Consider the following 15279-nt stretch of genomic DNA (forward strand, 5'->3'; position numbering starts at 1 on the left):
CGGGAGCCTGGAGGTGTCAGCGAGCCGCCACCCGCCAGGAGAGTGATCGGACATGAAGGCCCTGACCTACCACGGCCGCGGACGCCGCACCTGGGGCGACGTCCCTGACCCGGTGATCCAGGACGCCGAGGATGCGGTCGTCCGCGTGGACGCGGTGACCATCTGCGGCACCGACCTGCACATCCTCAAGGGCGACGTCCCGGAGGTGACCGATGGCCGCGTCCTCGGCCACGAAGCCGTCGGCACGGTCGTGCAGACGGGGGCGGCCGTGCGGACGCTGCAGGACGGCGACCGCGTCCTGGTCTCCTGCATCTCCGCCTGTGGCCGCTGCGCCTACTGCCGGGCGGCAACCTACGGCCAGTGCACCGGAGGCGGAGGCTGGATCCTCGGCCACCTGATCGACGGTACGCAGGCCAAGTACGTCCGCACCCCCTTCGCCGACAACTCCCTCCACCGGCTCCCCGACGGCGTGAGCGACGAGACCGCGCTGCTGCTCGCCGACATCCTGCCCACCTCCTACGAGGTCGGTGTCCGTAAGGGCCGGGTCGAACCGGGCGACACCGTGCTGGTGGTGGGCGCGGGGCCGATCGGGCTGGCCGCGATCACCACCGCACGGCTCTACAGCCCCGCCCGGGTCATCGCCGTCGACCTGGCGCCCAGCCGACTGGACGCCGCCAAGCGGGCCGGCGCCGACTTCGTCCTCACCTCGGCCGAGGCCACCGAGGAGGCGGTCCGCGCCCTGACCCGTGACGGCCGCGGTGTCGACGTGGCGATCGAGGCCGTCGGCGTGCCCGAGACCTTCGAACTCTGCACCCGTGTGGTGCGTCCCGGCGGCCGGGTCGCCAACGTCGGTGTGCACGGGAAGCCGGCCACCCTCCACCTGGAGGACCTCTGGATCAGGGACGTCACCATCACCACGGGCTTGGTCGACACCAGCAGCACCCCGCTGCTCCTCGACATGCTGGCCGCCGGCCGGCTCGACGTCTCCGGGCTGGTCACCCACCGGTTCGGCCTCGACGAGATGCAGGAGGCATATGACGTCTTCGCCGACGCCGGAGCGAACGGCGCGCTCAAGGTTGCCCTTTTCCGCACCTAAGGGGACTCGTCAGGCTCGTCGTGCTCAGGCGCACCCAGGTCAGCCGGAAGTCTGGGGACCGGCCAGTCCCTCGTCCTCGATCTCCCAGCGCAGATCGTCGGCGACGCTGACGACGCCTTCGACGGCGCGTACGCGGTGAAGCAGCCAGTCGGCCTGGTGGTGGTGGACGGTGCGGGCCTCCAGGGTGACCCGACCGTGTACGCAGCCCACGCGCAGCGTCGCGGCCACCGTGCCGAGGTCGGGTGCCAGGGCGACCGCCTCGACCTCGGCACGGACGGCTGCGTCGTCGCGTCGCAGGACGTTCAGCAGGTCGCACAGGCAGACGATCCCGGTCAGCTGCCGTTGGGAGTCGACCACCGGCAGGTGGTGTACGCGGTGCCGCAGCGCCAGCAGGGCCGCCTGCTCGACAGTCGTCTGCTCGCCGACGGTCACGGCCGGCGTGCTCATGAGCTCACCGGCCTCGACGGCGGCCGCCTTGCGTCGGATCGTCCGAATGTTTCGGGGCTCCCACAGCATGGACCGGGGCGGGAGGGCCTGGACGGCAAGCTTGGTGAGCAGGTCGGAGGCGCAGACCATGCCCATCACGTGCCGCTCCCGGTCGACCACGGGCAGCATGTCGTGGTGGTGGTCCTGCAGGGCGGATACGGTTACGGCGAAACCTGCCCGGGGATCGATCGCGAGGACCTGGCGGGACATCACCTCGCTCACCCGGGTTCGGCGCGGGAGTCCGGCTCGTCCGTGCGGCTGCCGGGACATGGTGACCGCCTCCTCGTCCTGTCCGGGTGTCCCCGAGAACCACTCTGCGCCGATGCCAGGCGAAGCGAACAGGGCCGCTCGGCGGGGAAGGCGGGGCCGGTCGGCCCCTGTGTGCAGACGCCTGCCGCGCGCACGATGGGCAGTGGGAGGAGGAACTCCCTCCTCCACCGGCGGAGGAGGCCCTCATGCTCACCTCGACCCTCGACGCCGCAGCCCTGGAGCACCTGGTCTCCGCCGCGGTCGCGGCACCATCCATGCACAACACCCAGCCCTGGCGCTTCCGCTTCCGTCCCGAGACGACCACGCTGGAGGTCCGGGCCGTGCCGCAGCAGGCGCTGCAGGTCACCGACTCCGCAGGACGCGGGGTCCACATCTCCGTCGGTGCGGCCGTGTTCAACCTGCGCGTCGCCGTCCGCCACCTGGGGCGCGAACCGGTTGTGCAGCTTCTGCCCCACCCGGCAGAACCGGACCTGTTGGCCGCCGTCCGGCTTGCCGGTCCCACCCAGATCGTCGCGGACGGCGATCGGGACCTGCACGAGGCGATCTGGCGCCGACACAGCAGCCGCCTTCCCTTCACCGACCAGCCGGTCGATCCGGTGGTCCTCGCCGAACTCGCCGCTGCCGCCCGTGCGGAGGGTGCCGAACTCGCGATGCCCGGCGAGGTGGAGGTTCTCCGGCTGCTGGCGGTGACCGCGGAAGCCGAGCGACGCAGCACCACCGAGCCCCGGCGCGGCACCGAGAGCCGCCACGCAATTCACGCGCCCGACGACGGTCCGTACGGTATTCCGCCGGCGGCGCTCGGCCCGCAGGATGCCGAAGGTCGACTGCCGGTCAGGGACTTCTCCGCCATCAGGCCCGCCGAGCACCTGCCGCCCGCGCCCTTCGAGGCCCACCCGTGCATCGTCCTGCTCTCCACCGCGCACGACGCGCCCGCCGACTGGCTGCGGGCCGGCCAAGCACTCGAACACGTCCTGCTGCTCGCCACCGACCACGGCCTGCAGGCATCTCTGCTGCACCAGGCCATGGAGTGGCCCGACCTGCGCTGGACGCTGCGCGACCCGCGCCACGGCCCCGGTCACCCCCAGATGCTGATCCGCCTGGGACACGGGCCCGAAGGAGCAGCCACCCCCCGCAGTCCGGCGAACGCCGTCCTGGACGGTGAACCCCATGATCCCCGCTGAGGCTCCCAGGTCAGGGCGTCTGCCGACCGATCCGTCCGGTCAGTCCGGCGACACCTGGTCCCACGTGCAGAGCTTGGACTTGCTGCGTCAGACGGCGGTCGGTCGCCTCATCCACACCGAGGGCGCGATGCCGGCCGTCAGTCCGACGAGCTTCGTACTGGACCCCGACGGCGCCGTGGTCGTCCCGCTGCCTGCAGGCTCAGGACTGGCTACCTCACTGGAGGACGTCGTCGTGGGGTTCCAAGTTGATCGGCTCGACGAACAGACACTCCAGGGCTGGTCCGTGCTCGTCATCGGTCGATCCCATCTGCTTACCGACCCGGCTCAGCTCGCCGACCTTCGCCAGGAGGGGCCGCAGCCGTGGGGCCACCGCGCCGTGGGTTCGTACCTGCGCATCGAGAGCGAGCTGGTCACCGGCACGCGGCTCGGATTCTGAGACGAAGGAGTCAGCTTTGGACAATGTCAGCAGAAGGGGTGCGTCGGTGTCGACGTCCACACCGTTCATCTCATCGACCAGACGATGGCTACGAGGATCCTCTGAATCGGGCTCCCACCCGTTGCAGGATCGGCGCGACGGCCTCGTGTTCCGCTGTCGCCCAGTACTCATGCGCTGAGGCTCAGATGATGCTGTCGGCGGTTGGCTGCGTTCGGGTCAAGGCCGGTACGCAGGTCGGACCGCCCGCCGTGCTGGGCAGGGGGGCCGCGGGCGGTGGACCATGGCTGTGACATCTACGGCGCCTTCACCGAACAGCGCCGCAACCCCACCCGCAAGGTCCTGCTGATCGCGGGAGGCGCCGGCATCACCCCGATCCGCGCCCTCTACGAGAGCCTGCCCGGCAGCGGCGGCGACGTCATCCTGCTCTACCGCGCCTCCCGCGCCGAGGACCTCGTCCTCTACCGGGAGCTGCAGGAGATCGCCCGCCGGCGCGGCTTCGGCCTGTACCCGCTGGTCGGCCCGCGCAGCGGACCCCAGGGCGACCCGCTGTCCGCCGCGCGGCTGCGCCAGAGCGTGCCCGACGCCGCCCACCGGGACGTGTACCTATGCGGGCCCGCCGGCATGACACAGGCCACCGAGCGCCAGCTACGCCGCCTGGGGGTCCCCGCACGGCGGATCCACAGCGAAGCGTTCGAGCTCTAGGACGGGAAGACCCATGAACAAGACCACGATGGCGCTGCTCGCCACCAGTGCCGGCCTCGCCCTGGTCATCGGGGCCAAGGTCGAGTCCGCCAGCTCCCCGCACTCCGCCCTCGTGGCGACCTCGGGCCCCTCGGGCGCGCAGTCGCCGGCCGGCGGCGGCTCCACGAACCCCGGCGCACCCACCGCCGCCGCGCCGTCGGGCGGGTCGAACAGTCCGTCGTCGGGCTCCGCCGGGGCCTCGGCCAGCGGGCGGTTCACCGGCAGCGTGGTCGACACCCGCTACGGCCCGGTGCAGGTCCAGGCCGTCCTGACCGACGGCAAGATCACCGACATCACCGTGCTGCAGCAGACCACCGGCGGCCACAGCTCGCAGATCGACTCCTACGCCCTGCCCCAACTCAAGTCCGAGGCACTGGCGGCGCAGAGCGCCAACATCGACGTCGTCTCGGGCGCGACCTACACCTCCAACGGATACGCGCAGTCGCTCCAAGCCGCCCTCGACGCGGCCCACCGGTGACCGCCGTGCGCACCGCCACCGACCACGTCATGGGCACCGTCGTCTCGCTCACCGCCCCCGACACCTCCGACCCCGCTGCCTTCCAGGCCGCAGCCGCTGCCGTGTTCGCCCACCTCCACTACGACGACGAAGTCTTCTCGCCGTTCAAGCCGGACAGTCCGATCAGCCGGATCCGCGACGGACGCCTGCCCCTGACCGCCCTCGCCGACCACCCCGACGGCCCACGGATCCGCGAAGTCCTGGACCTGTGCGAGCAGTTGAAGCAGGACAGCGGCGGCGCGTTCGACGCCTGGGCGGTCGGCGACCCACCGCACTTCGACCCGTGCGGCGCGGTGAAGGGCTGGGCTACCGAAGCAGCCTCCGCCCTGGCCCTCGCCCACGGCCTGCCCCGGCACGTCCTGAACGCCGGCGGCGACGTCCGCCTGCACAGCGGCGACGACCCCGCCCCCTGGCGGGTCGGCATCACCGACCCCCACCACCCGGGCACCGTGCTGACCGTGCTCCACCTGCAGGACGGCGCGGTGGCCACCTCCGGCACCGCCGAACGCGGCGCCCACGTCTTCGACCCGCGCACCGCACGCCCCGCCACCGGCCTCGCCCAGGTCACCGTCACCGGCCCCGACCTCACCCTCGCCGACGGCTACGCCACCGCCGCCCTCGCCATGACCACCGGCCCCCACGGCCCGGCCACCGCCCACGCCTGGCTGGACGACCTCGCCCACCGCACCGGCTACCAGGCACTCACCGTCGACCCGCACGGCGCCGTCCGCCACACCCCCGGCCTGACCGGCCTGCTCACCGCGCCCGCCGCCCATCACCCTGACCGCCAAGGAACAGGGCAACGGAGCGGGTGACGAGCACGAGGGAAGGACTTGTGCCGACGGGTGCGGAGAGCGGGGACGGGGTCAGGACGCCGGATCGAACAGCTCGGCGAGCAGGCCGGCGCCGGCGGCGGGGGCTTGGCCGCGCCGATGAATGCCAAGCGCTCCACCGATTCCTCGCCGTAGACGCGGTATCCGGACGCGGTCCGGCCGGCGGGCAGCAGCCCGCGCCCTCGTAGAACCGCAGGGTGGTCGCGGGCACACCACTGCGTTCGGCGAGCTGGGAGATCCGAAGGCTGGTCACACCGCGACCGTAAACCTTGGAGCAGTGTCGAAGGTCAAGCCCGCTTCTGCCGCTGGTCGGGCAACATCCATCCCGGCGCCGACCGCTGGAGCGCTCCTGCCCGACAGCGGTCAGGCCACCGGCCATCCGGCCAGGGCGGCGACGGCGCCCAGCAGTCCCGCCCCGAGCAGGGCGGTGACCACCCCTCGGCGGGCAGCTAGCAGCCACACGGCCGCCGCGCCCAGCACACCGAACTGCCAGGCGTGCTCAAGGGCAAGAGCGAGGGGGATCGAGGAGCCGGCGATGGCGCCGATCACGGCGGGCCCGGCGCCGGTCAGGAACGCCTGCACCCGCTGGTCGGCCCGCAGCCGGTCGAACCGGGGTCCGCCGAAGATCACGAACAGGAACGACGGTGTGAAGGCCACCGCGGCGGCCAGCAGTCCGCCCCACACGCCGGCTGCGGCATAGCCGACCACCGCGACGGTCTGCACCACCGGACCTGGTGTGATCTGCCCCAGCGCCACCGCGTTGAGGAACTGGCCGTCGCTCATCCAGTGGTAGTGGTGCACCGCGTCGGCCTGCATCAGCGGGATGATCACGAACCCGCCACCGTAAGACAGCGCACCGACCTTGAACGCCACCCACGTCAGCGCCAGCAGGCCCCCGGCACCTACCGCCGGGGCGGTGGCCAACACCGGCCACGAGCCCCACCGGTTCCGCTCTCTCGCAGCGCCGGCCCGCATTGCGACCTCGACCAGGCCGGCACCCACCAGCACCAGGACCAGCCACGGCCCCACCAGCGCGGCCGCAGCCCCGCCTGTCAGGCCATAGCCGATCCATCGGCCCCGCGCGGCCCGCCCGTCGCCGGCTCGGTTCCAGCTCGCAGGCACCAGGGAGACGGCTGCCTGGACGGCGACCGCGGCCACGGCCGCCCCGGCGCCGGCTGCGGTGCCCCGCACCCACAGCGGCGGATGCCCGGCCAGGAACAGCGCGGCCAGTGCCAGGATCAGCACCAGCCCCGGCACGATAAAGCACAGCCCGCCGACCAGCGCGCCGGCCAGCCCGCGCAACCGCCACGCGGTGAAGATCGCCAACTGAGTCGACGCCGGGCCCGGCAGCAGGTTCGTCGCCGCGATCCCGTCCTCGAACTCGGCGGCGGAGATCCACTGCCGCCGTTCCACACAGAGCTTGCGCAGCAGCGCGATATGCGTTGGCGGACCGCCGAACCCGATGCAGCCGATCCGGCCCCACTCCAGGGCTACTGTCCCTAGCCCGACCCGGGCACCACCGGCCCGGTCCTCCTCTGCTGCCACGTCGTGCTCTCCTCGTCGACCGAACCGCGCCGCGACCCTACCCGCAATTGGGAATGCACCACTTCGGGTGTTGCCAGGAGTCGCTGCGCCGCGGCTTGGCAGGGTGTCACAAGTGGGTGGCTCCAGGTAGGCGGCCGAGGACAGGCAGGGCAGTGAACGCCTCGGCTTGGGCAGCCGCGATGCCGTCATCGGAGTCGTCGACGGCCAGGCACCGGGCCGGGTCGGCGCCGAGACGGCGGGCGGCTTCCAGGTATGCGTCGGAGGCCGGCTTTGCCCGGGGTACGTCGTCGAGAGTGACGATGACGGGCAGCAGCTTGTCCAGCCGGAGTCGGTGGATGCCGTGGTGGACGAGCACCGCGAGCAGGCCGCGACCACGGCCATCGACACCGCCTGCAGGCTCCTGAGGCTGCCGTCGATCCGCAACGAGCTCGCCGAGCTCGCCGACCGGGCGGCGAAGGACCAAATGACCTACCGCGGCTTTCTCGCCGAGTTGCTGATGGCCGAGTGCGACGACCGGGCCCGCCGCCGCTCCGAGCGGCGGATCAAGGCCGCCGGATTCCCATGGGACAAGTCGCCGCAGTTATCTGGCGTTGTCGGTTCAGCTGGCGCTGTCGTCGCTGTTCAGGACGTTGCCGACGCCGTCTGCCACGTGCGGCTTGCCCTCTCGCAGTGCTTCGGCCTCGGCGAGTTCCTGCCGCAGTCGCTCGTACTGGGTCCGGGCCATCTCCTGGTGCATAGGCGACCTGCCCTCGGCGTTGACGTGCTCCAGCAGTCGCTCCGCGCCCGCGAGGAACTGCCTGATCGCCTCGATCGGGCGCTGATGCCCGCAGGGGGCCTCGTTCCCGTTCTTGTCGAAGACCTCGGCGGCGTTGGCGTTGTTCACCCACACGCTGATGCCTTGATCGTGGATGACCACGTTGAAGGCTGGCTCTTCGGGTTCACCTTCGGTGACGACCGTGAACTCTTCGCCCGGGCGCATCCAGTGATCGGTGCCCCATGGCTCCAGCCACAGGCAGAGCATGTTCGTGGTGGCGTTGTCGACGCTGGTCTTCGGCATGGCAGCACCGTAGCGAAGCCTCGGCATTGGTCGCCGAGGTGGCCGTTGAAGCGGGTGGGTCAACGATCGTCGAGGCCGTGTTCGCGGAGTCGACGTTGGAGGCGGAGGATCTCTCCGTAGAGCGGCGGCGAGCTTCTGTTCCGGTTCATGCACTTGCTCTCGGCGGGTGCTGCGTTCGCGTCGGAGGGCCTGCGTCGATCGGCTGAGGTCTGTACGTCACCGCGAGGTTTGATGGTCTTGGAATTACGGCGGTGGAGTGGGAACGCCGGATGCCTCGCGCCGTCCTAGCGTGAGCGCATGACCACACGCCCCGTTTCCGTGCGAACCACGTCCTTCCGCCAGGACGGCTATGCCGCTTTGGGCGAGCTGCTGTCGCTGACCGAGGTCGACGCGTACCGGGAGATCTACGACCGCTTCCTCAATGGTGAGATCGACTGCGGTGACAAGCGCTCGGACCTCGGTGCCGGCAGTGCCCGCAGCACCGCCTCCGAGAACATCACGCAGATCATGTGGCCCTCCGCGCTGTTTCCGGCGCTGCTCGAGCTTCCGCTGCACCGGCGCTCTCTTGCGCAGGCCCGGGAGTTGATGGGCGAGGACGTGATCCTGGACTTCGACATGCTGATCGACAAGGCACCGCACACCGCGGTGCCGACGCCCTGGCACCAGGACGTCGCCTACTGGGTCGGACTGCCGGACACCCGGGCCGTGTCCATCTGGGTCGCGCTGGATGAGGCGACGTTGGACAACGGCTGCATGTGGTACGTCCGCGGCTCGCACCAGACCCTGATCCGTCCGCACTGGCCGGCCGGTGCCGGCGGCGGCGCGATCGAGTGCGAGTGCTCGGAGGACGAACCGGGCGCAGCACCGGTGCCGTTGGCCCCCGGCTATGCCGCCGCGCACGGCGGTGGGACGCTGCACTATTCCCGCGGCAACACCACCGGCGGGCACCGCCGCGCGTACGTCCTGAACTTCCGTCCGGCCGCCATGGTCAAGTTGGAGCGGGAGAAGGGGATGGACCATGGTCTGCGGAGCAATGTGCGGGCCGTGCGCAACGCGGACGCGCGGTGACGGTGTCCAGGGCTTTGGAGCGCCCGTCGTGGGCGCACCGCGGTATCGCTGCCGTGGCCGATGGCCGTCTGGCGACGTTCGACCCCGGGAACAGCGTCCTGCGAATCGCCGACGCCGGCGGAGAGCTGATCGCCGAGCACACCACGCCGGTCATCACCGCGCACGGGGTCACGTCGGGGTTCGGTGAGGGCGGACGGGAACTGCTGTGGATCGCCGACACGGCCTCCGCGCCTCGCCCCGATCCGTCCGGCGGCTATTGGCACTGGTATGCGCCGGGGCACGGACGGGTGGTGGCGCTGGGTCTGGACGGCACGATCGAAGAGGAGCTCGCGTTGCCCCCGTTGCGGATCTATGACGGTCGACGGTTCGAGCCGACCGCTGTGCTGCCGTTGCCGGACTGGGGTCCGATCTAGGTGAGCGACGGTTACGGCGCGGGGCTGGTCCACCGCCACAGCACCGCCGGGGAGTATCTCGGGGCGGCTCCGGCCAGTCGGAACGGTGCCTTTCGCTGCCTGCACGCGATGGTGCGCGATGGCGGCCAGGTGCTCTTGGCGGATCGGGAGAACGACCGGGTGGTGGTTCGGGGTCCGCAGGGGTGACTGGTGCGGACGTTCGCCGAGGGCCTGCGCAGGCCCAGCGCCCTGGCGTGGCGTCATGACACGCTCGTGGTAAGCGAGTTGTCGGCAGCGGTGGCCGTGTTGGACCGTGCCGGCCGGGTGATGCGGAGGCTCGGAACGGGCAGCGCCGTTTTGGACCGGCCTGGCTGGCCCAACGCCGTTGATCCCGGCGGCGCGACGATCGCTCCGCAGGTGCCGGCCAGCGGGCCGGTTCAACGGCGGCTGTCGCGACCGGTGGTGCCATGGCACGATCGGGGTCTGCTGACCCGGGGCGGGAGAACGACCATGACGGCACCGCCGTTCAACGACGAGGTGGACCTGGGCCAGACCGCCGAACGCACCGTGGTGGATCTGGCCGGGCTCGGTCTGGGCCCGATGCTGGCCCTGGGCCGCTACCGGTACCTGTATGCCCATGCCGCACGGCCGCCGGAGCGCCACCGCACCCTGCTGGTACTGGCCGTGCCGGTTCGCGGCATGTTCGCCTTCGACGTCGACGGTGAGGTCCATCGGGTGCGCCCCGGCCAGGCCATCCGCGTTCCGCCTGGCGCCGCCTACCACACGGGCCTGACCGCCGAGCCCCGCGGCGAGCTGATCTGGCTCATCGCCCGGACCAACGCCCCGACGCTGCCCGGCCAGGACGATCTCCACCGGGCGCTGGAGGCGCTCATGGTCCCGGGGCCGCTCATGGCCCCGGGGGCGGACCCTGTCCGCGACAGCCTGGAGCGGGCCCTGGCCCTGGCCGGCGGCGAGCGCGACTGGACCACCGAGGCGTTGCTGCGGCACACCGTCGCCGCAGCGGTACTGGAGGCCACCCGGGCGTTCACTCACACCGGATCACCGCCGGCGACCTGGCCGCATCACCGCATCGTCCCCGTGCTGGCCTGGATCGAAGACCACATCGCCGACCCGGTCACCCCCGCCGAGCTCGCCGACATGGCCGGGCTGTCCACGAGCCACTTCTACGAGGCGTTCCGCACCGCGACCGGCACCACTCCCAAGGACTACCTGCTGCGCCGCAAGACCGAGTACGCCCGCGACTGGCTGCAAAGAGACCCGGCGGTGCCGGTCACGGCCGTCGCTCACACGCTGGGGTTCTCATCTTCGCAGCGGTTCGCCACGATCTTCCGCCGCTACCACGGCATCTCACCCACGGTTTGCAGAACAACCTTCCGCGATCACCGCGAACCATAGTCAACTTACGGCGGAGGAACGGGAACGCGAAGCCGCAGTACCGTCCCTAGCCTCGGCGCATGACCACCCGCCGCCAACGCCACGCTCGGCCGTACCGGCGCCGTGGCATCAACGCGCTGCGGCCTGGCCCCCTGAACCACTCCCACGGCAACAGCACCTGACGGCGCCGCAGGGCCACATCCTCGACTGCCGCCACGCCCTGAGCTTCAACCGCTGACTGCTCCTGGCCCTGGGCCAGGCAGGCGCGGGATCCGGAAACCGGCGCCGCGGGATCGCAACCCTCGCACGCCACCAGACAGGAGAGTGCAGTGCACCTGCTCACCAGACGACGCATCGCGGCGATCGCCGCCCCGGCGGCCTTGATCACCGTGCTCCAGGCCGCGGCGCTGCTGCCGGCCGGGACGGCGGCGGCCACCGCGCGCGCCGGGGCCGGCGTGGTCATCCCCGCGCCCAAGACCGCCGTCGCCACCGGCGCGCCGGCTACCGTGACTGCGTCCAGCCGGATCGTCTATCCGGGCGGCCTCGGCCTGACCGACTACGCGACAGCCCTGGCTCAGGAAGTCGCCGCCGTCACCGGCACCTGACTTCCGCAGTTGGTAGGCATGCGGAGGCGTCCGATATGGGGTCTGAGCTGCGGGAACATGCGGAACGTGGCCGGGTGGGCGTGTGCCCACGCGGTTGCGTTGTGGCTGGTCAGGCGGGGTCTGCTGCGGTGATCCGGGGTGGTGGTTTGATGCCGCAGTCGCGGTAGATCGTGGCCTGCTCGCTGGTGAGCGGGGTGGTCTGGGTCAGCTGTCCGGCGTCGCCGGTGAGGGTGACCTCGTGGACGCGGCCCAGTTCGGTGCTGATCCGGTTCCAGGTCTGGCCGGTGCGGCGTTCGGCGACGCGGATCAGCAGTAGGGCGAGCCAGCAGAGCAGCACGTGCGCGCGGATGCGGTGTTCGAGGCGGTGGAAGACCGGCCGCAGTTCCAGCACCGTCTTGAGGTCGCGAAATCCGCGCTCCGCTTCCAGGAGCGCCTTGTAGCCGACCGCGATCTCCTCGGCGGTCAGGTGCGGGTCGGAGCTGGTCAGCAGGTACTTGCCGTCCAGCCGCCCCTCAGCCTTGACCTTGGCGCGGTCGATCGCCAGGCGTCCGCTCTTCGACGTCCTCAACCACCGCTTCAAGGTGGGGTGTTCGATCAGGGCGCATTCGGCGCGCACGTGCGTGGCCTCCGCGCGCTCGCGGGCCTTGGCGGTGGTCAGGCGTTTGGCGTCGCGTTCGCGCTGGGTGCGGATGCGCTCCAGTTCGGCCTCGATGCGGGTGATCGCCTCCTCGCGGTGGTGGCGGTCGCGTTCCTCCTGGGCGGGGTTGTGGCAGATGACGAAGCGTCGGCCAGGGGCCTGGTCGAGCTTGACCTCCTTGACCCGCAGGTTGTCGCGGACGCTCTGGTAGCGGCCCTGGCGGGCGAGGGCGGCCTCGGCGAGGTCGTTGCCGTCGCGCATGCGCATCCCGGCGATGAAGTGGCCGCCGGCGCGGGTGAGGTAGGCCAGGTTGTCCGCGCTGGAGAAGCCGCGGTCCACCACGGTGATCACCCGTCCCAGCTTCCAGTCGCGCATGTCGTCTTTGACCTGCGGCAGGATCGCCTGGTCGCTGGTGCCACCGGGCCAGCACCAGCAGCGAACCGGCACGCCCTCCTTGGTGACGGCCAGTCCGATGGTGATCTGCGGCAGGTCGTCGCGGTGGTCCTTGCTCTTGCCGTATGTGCGAAACGGGTTCTCACCCGCGTCGGGCTCGTCGCGTTCGAAGTAGGTGTTGGTGGTGTCGAAGAACAGCAGGTCGACTTCGAGGTTGAGGAGGTTCGCGACCGCGAAGAACACCGCTTCCTGGACCTCGGCCTGGGCGTCGGCCTCCACCAGCAGGTCCATCGCCCGGTAGGCCTGGTCCTCGTCCATCGCCTGCAGGCCCGGTATCGCCGCGTCGCGGCCGGCCCACTCGGCGGCCGACAGCTTCGAGGCCGGGGCGACGGCGCGGTTGGCGACCAGGGCGAACAGCACGCGCTCGACGTCGGTGCGGAACCGGCGCGGACCCAGGATCTTCGTGAGTGCGGCGTCGATGTCCAACTGCCGCCACAGGCCCTGCAGTAGCCAGACCGCTCCCAGGGGACGCGAGCCGGTCACCTGCAGGCCGCCGCCGACCGCCGGTGCCGCCGCGTCACCGCCCTCGCCGAGGTAGCGGTTGATCGAAGTGACCAGGCGGCGCAGACCGTCGGTGTCGAGCTGGTCCTCGCGGCCGAAGTTGTGCAGCACCTCGGCCTGAGTGCTGCCGCCCACGCGGTGGTTGTGCGCGAGCTGCACGTAGCGGACCGCCGTCCCGTCCTTCTTCTTCCGCTGAGTGGTCCGCAAGTACATGCCCACAGCATGAACGATCACCCCAGGAGGATTCAACCCTCACTTCAGAAAACGTGTGCCCACACGTTTCGCTGACCCAACGTCACGGGCAACACCGTGACCTGCACCGACACCGCCCGGCAGACCTGTACGTGCCCACGAACTGCGGAACTCAGGGTCCGGCGCGCGCACCGTGGCCGAGCGCCTGGGCTACCTCTACGCGCCCATCGAGCGAGGACAGTTGTCAGTGACGGTCGAGCGGCCTCGGTTGGGCAACGTCAATGGCCGCGACGAATCCACCAGGCCGCGCGGGCCCGGTGACGCTGTGGGGTGGCTCGCAGCAGGCGAGTTCATGCGGACCGACCCTGCGTCGGCCGGACAGGTGGGGCTGCCACCCTTCTCCGCAGTTGATGTACCGCAATGGCCGATGGCGGGGCGAGCCGCTGATCAATTCCATTCCCGGAAAAGATGGTTGTTCCGTGATCGGTCACGCCCCTTCCATGGCGAGGACCTCGCGTACGCGGCTGAGCGCCTCTGGCGCCGCTCTGGCGGCGATCCGACCGATCCGCACCAGGACTACGCGCCCGTACCCCCGGTACGCGTGCACGGCGATGCGATCGAGGTACTGAGAGCCGCTGACCTGAAGGCCGGCCTCAGGGTCATGGAGATCGGGACGGCAGGCGACGGCCGGACCGCATGCATTATGGCCGCCGTTACCGGAACCACGGTGCTCACCGTTGACGTCGACGGGTCGACCTCGTACCGAGCCCGTGCTGCGGTCGACTGCGCTGGACTTCGGCGACTGGTCAGCGTCCAGCAACAGGACGGCTATCTCGCCCGTTCCAACGAGCCGTTGGACCGGATCATCACCACCTGCGCGATCGCAGGGGTCCCGCCCGCCTGGATCGGGCAGCTTGCGCCGGGCGGCTATATCGTCGGCCCGATCGGCTTCCGCGGGCTCGAGATCCTGGCCCGGATCACTACCGGTCCCCGCGGTCTGAGGGCCCGTCCCATCGCAGCAGCCCGCCGCGCTGTGGCGGTAGGGCTTCTCCACCCGGGCCGACATCTCGACGATCTGCCAGTTCCGCCGTTCACCCATGACCGCTGCGGCACGGTCCCAGACGATCTCTCCCATGACGCCTACTACGACCTGTGGATGTACCTGGCCACCCAGGACCGCCGCACGACCAAGGTCCCCATCTCCGACGAGAGCGGCAACGGTTGCGCGCTGGTCACCCGGGACCGCAGCCACGCGGTGCGCGTCCTACGCGGCGCCCTCCTGCTCAGCGATCACAACCCGCGGACTCACGAGATGGCCGACCGTCTGACTCGCCTGATCGCCGACTGGGACACCCTCGGACGACCGACCATCGACCGCTGGACCGCGACCCTGCTGCGCGCCGGACGCCCCGGCGCGCAGCTCCTCGCCTTGGCCCACTGGGAGCTTGGATGAGCACCGCAGCAGGCCCCGCCACCCAGCGTCAGCAACGTGCCGATCACGATAGGCAGTAAGGCTCAATGAACTCCCACTCCGCGTCAGTCAGTTGCGTGCGTGTCATGCAGGAGGATCTACCGGACCAGGCCCTGCCGCGACGGTGGATCCACAGACTGGTCACAACCAGATACGCGCCCCATGTGCGCCCACGCCAAAGACACGCCCAGAGCGGCCAGTACTACAGTCGTAGATCGTGATCTTCATGCCTGAGGGGCACGCAGGAGCCGTCTGGAGTGCGTGTTTCGAGGACGCAGTGGAGGTCGGCGTCTCCGCTGGGCCGGCAGCGCCGACTCCAGTGCCTGTGCCACCGTGCGCCGACCCCTCTCTGGCAAAGTGAGACAAGTCAGGCATACTGGATGATTCATTGAGTCGAGGGCGG

At 70.7% G+C, this 15279-nt stretch carries 17 protein-coding genes and 1 pseudogene; 12 read left to right on the top strand and 6 right to left on the bottom strand.

The window, feature by feature from the left end:
- Positions 1 to 52 precede the first annotated feature (52 nt).
- The gene (locus tag P3T34_RS38915) at positions 53 to 1096 is read left to right on the top strand and encodes a zinc-dependent alcohol dehydrogenase family protein (RefSeq protein WP_280671454.1); all 1044 of its coding nucleotides are present in this window, start codon (positions 53 to 55) and stop codon (positions 1094 to 1096) included.
- 39 nt (positions 1097 to 1135) lie between these two features.
- On the opposite strand, the gene P3T34_RS38920 is transcribed toward P3T34_RS38915, so the two are convergent.
- Positions 1136 to 1852 carry a CBS domain-containing protein gene (locus tag P3T34_RS38920; RefSeq protein WP_280671463.1) on the bottom strand — a complete coding sequence of 239 codons (717 nt, stop codon included), beginning with the start codon at positions 1850 to 1852 and terminating at the stop codon, positions 1136 to 1138.
- Between the two features lie 185 nt (positions 1853 to 2037).
- Here P3T34_RS38920 and P3T34_RS38925 point away from each other — a divergent pair, with 185 nt between their 5' ends.
- From P3T34_RS38925 to P3T34_RS38945, 5 genes are all read left to right on the top strand, one after another.
- Positions 2038 to 3033, top strand: a complete 996-nt coding sequence (locus P3T34_RS38925) for a nitroreductase family protein (protein WP_280671465.1) — start codon at positions 2038 to 2040, stop codon at positions 3031 to 3033.
- Positions 3034 to 3112: 79 nt separating this feature from the next.
- Entirely contained in the window at positions 3113 to 3469 is a 357-nt protein-coding gene (locus tag P3T34_RS38930; protein WP_280671467.1) for a pyridoxamine 5'-phosphate oxidase family protein, read from the top strand.
- A 273-nt stretch (positions 3470 to 3742) separates the two neighbouring features.
- On the top strand, positions 3743 to 4171 hold the full coding sequence (locus P3T34_RS38935; RefSeq protein ID WP_280671469.1) for a hypothetical protein: 429 nt from the start codon (positions 3743 to 3745) through the stop codon (positions 4169 to 4171).
- 13 nt (positions 4172 to 4184) lie between these two features.
- Entirely contained in the window at positions 4185 to 4688 is a 504-nt protein-coding gene (locus P3T34_RS38940; protein WP_280671471.1) for an FMN-binding protein, read from the top strand.
- 5 nt (positions 4689 to 4693) lie between these two features.
- On the top strand, positions 4694 to 5542 hold the full coding sequence (locus tag P3T34_RS38945) for an FAD:protein FMN transferase (protein ID WP_280671473.1): 849 nt from the start codon (positions 4694 to 4696) through the stop codon (positions 5540 to 5542).
- On the opposite strand, the gene P3T34_RS40030 is transcribed toward P3T34_RS38945, so the two are convergent.
- The 3 genes from P3T34_RS40030 to P3T34_RS38955 all read right to left on the bottom strand — a co-directional run bounded on the left by P3T34_RS40030 (position 5484) and on the right by P3T34_RS38955 (position 7460).
- Entirely contained in the window at positions 5484 to 5939 is a 456-nt protein-coding gene (locus P3T34_RS40030) for a MerR family transcriptional regulator (protein ID WP_348534743.1), read from the bottom strand. The genes P3T34_RS38945 and P3T34_RS40030 overlap by 59 nt on opposite strands.
- Positions 5924 to 7105 (bottom strand): chromate efflux transporter, encoded by a 1182-nt coding sequence (gene chrA / locus P3T34_RS38950; RefSeq protein WP_280671475.1) that lies wholly within the window; start codon positions 7103 to 7105, stop codon positions 5924 to 5926. Before chrA ends, P3T34_RS40030 begins: the two co-directional genes overlap by 16 nt.
- A 106-nt stretch (positions 7106 to 7211) precedes the next feature.
- Positions 7212 to 7460, bottom strand: coding sequence for an HAD-IA family hydrolase (locus P3T34_RS38955; protein ID WP_280671477.1), 249 nt, complete (start codon positions 7458 to 7460; stop codon positions 7212 to 7214).
- On the opposite strand from P3T34_RS38955, the pseudogene P3T34_RS38960 reads away from it, so the two are divergent.
- Positions 7437 to 7679, top strand: a pseudogene (locus P3T34_RS38960) (ATP-binding protein); the annotation flags it as partial. The gene P3T34_RS38955 and the pseudogene P3T34_RS38960 overlap by 24 nt on opposite strands.
- 24 nt (positions 7680 to 7703) lie before the next feature.
- On the opposite strand, the gene P3T34_RS38965 reads toward P3T34_RS38960, so the two are convergent.
- Complete coding sequence (locus P3T34_RS38965; RefSeq protein WP_280672682.1) at positions 7704 to 8162, bottom strand: hypothetical protein; 459 nt, start codon at positions 8160 to 8162, stop codon at positions 7704 to 7706.
- Positions 8163 to 8459: 297 nt separating this feature from the next.
- On the opposite strand from P3T34_RS38965, the gene P3T34_RS38970 reads away from it, so the two are divergent.
- The 4 genes from P3T34_RS38970 to P3T34_RS38985 all read left to right on the top strand — a co-directional run bounded on the left by P3T34_RS38970 (position 8460) and on the right by P3T34_RS38985 (position 11622).
- Positions 8460 to 9230, top strand: coding sequence for a phytanoyl-CoA dioxygenase family protein (locus tag P3T34_RS38970; RefSeq protein WP_280671479.1), 771 nt, complete (start codon positions 8460 to 8462; stop codon positions 9228 to 9230).
- 53 nt (positions 9231 to 9283) lie between these two features.
- On the top strand, positions 9284 to 9643 hold the full coding sequence (locus P3T34_RS38975) for a hypothetical protein (RefSeq protein ID WP_280671481.1): 360 nt from the start codon (positions 9284 to 9286) through the stop codon (positions 9641 to 9643).
- Positions 9644 to 10132: 489 nt separating this feature from the next.
- Positions 10133 to 11038: an AraC family transcriptional regulator gene (locus P3T34_RS38980; RefSeq protein WP_280671483.1), complete on the top strand. Its 906-nt coding sequence runs from the start codon at positions 10133 to 10135 to the stop codon at positions 11036 to 11038.
- Positions 11039 to 11346: 308 nt separating this feature from the next.
- Positions 11347 to 11622: a hypothetical protein gene (locus P3T34_RS38985; protein ID WP_280671485.1), complete on the top strand. Its 276-nt coding sequence runs from the start codon at positions 11347 to 11349 to the stop codon at positions 11620 to 11622.
- A gap of 109 nt (positions 11623 to 11731) precedes the next feature.
- On the opposite strand, the gene P3T34_RS38990 is transcribed toward P3T34_RS38985, so the two are convergent.
- Positions 11732 to 13426, bottom strand: coding sequence for an IS1634 family transposase (locus P3T34_RS38990; protein WP_280671487.1), 1695 nt, complete (start codon positions 13424 to 13426; stop codon positions 11732 to 11734).
- A 172-nt stretch (positions 13427 to 13598) separates the two neighbouring features.
- On the opposite strand from P3T34_RS38990, the gene P3T34_RS38995 reads away from it, so the two are divergent.
- Positions 13599 to 14858, top strand: a complete 1260-nt coding sequence (locus P3T34_RS38995; protein ID WP_280671489.1) for a hypothetical protein — start codon at positions 13599 to 13601, stop codon at positions 14856 to 14858.
- The last annotated feature ends 421 nt before the right edge of the window (positions 14859 to 15279 follow it).

Source organism: Kitasatospora sp. MAP12-44 (assembly GCF_029892095.1).
GTDB lineage: Bacteria > Actinomycetota > Actinomycetes > Streptomycetales > Streptomycetaceae > Kitasatospora.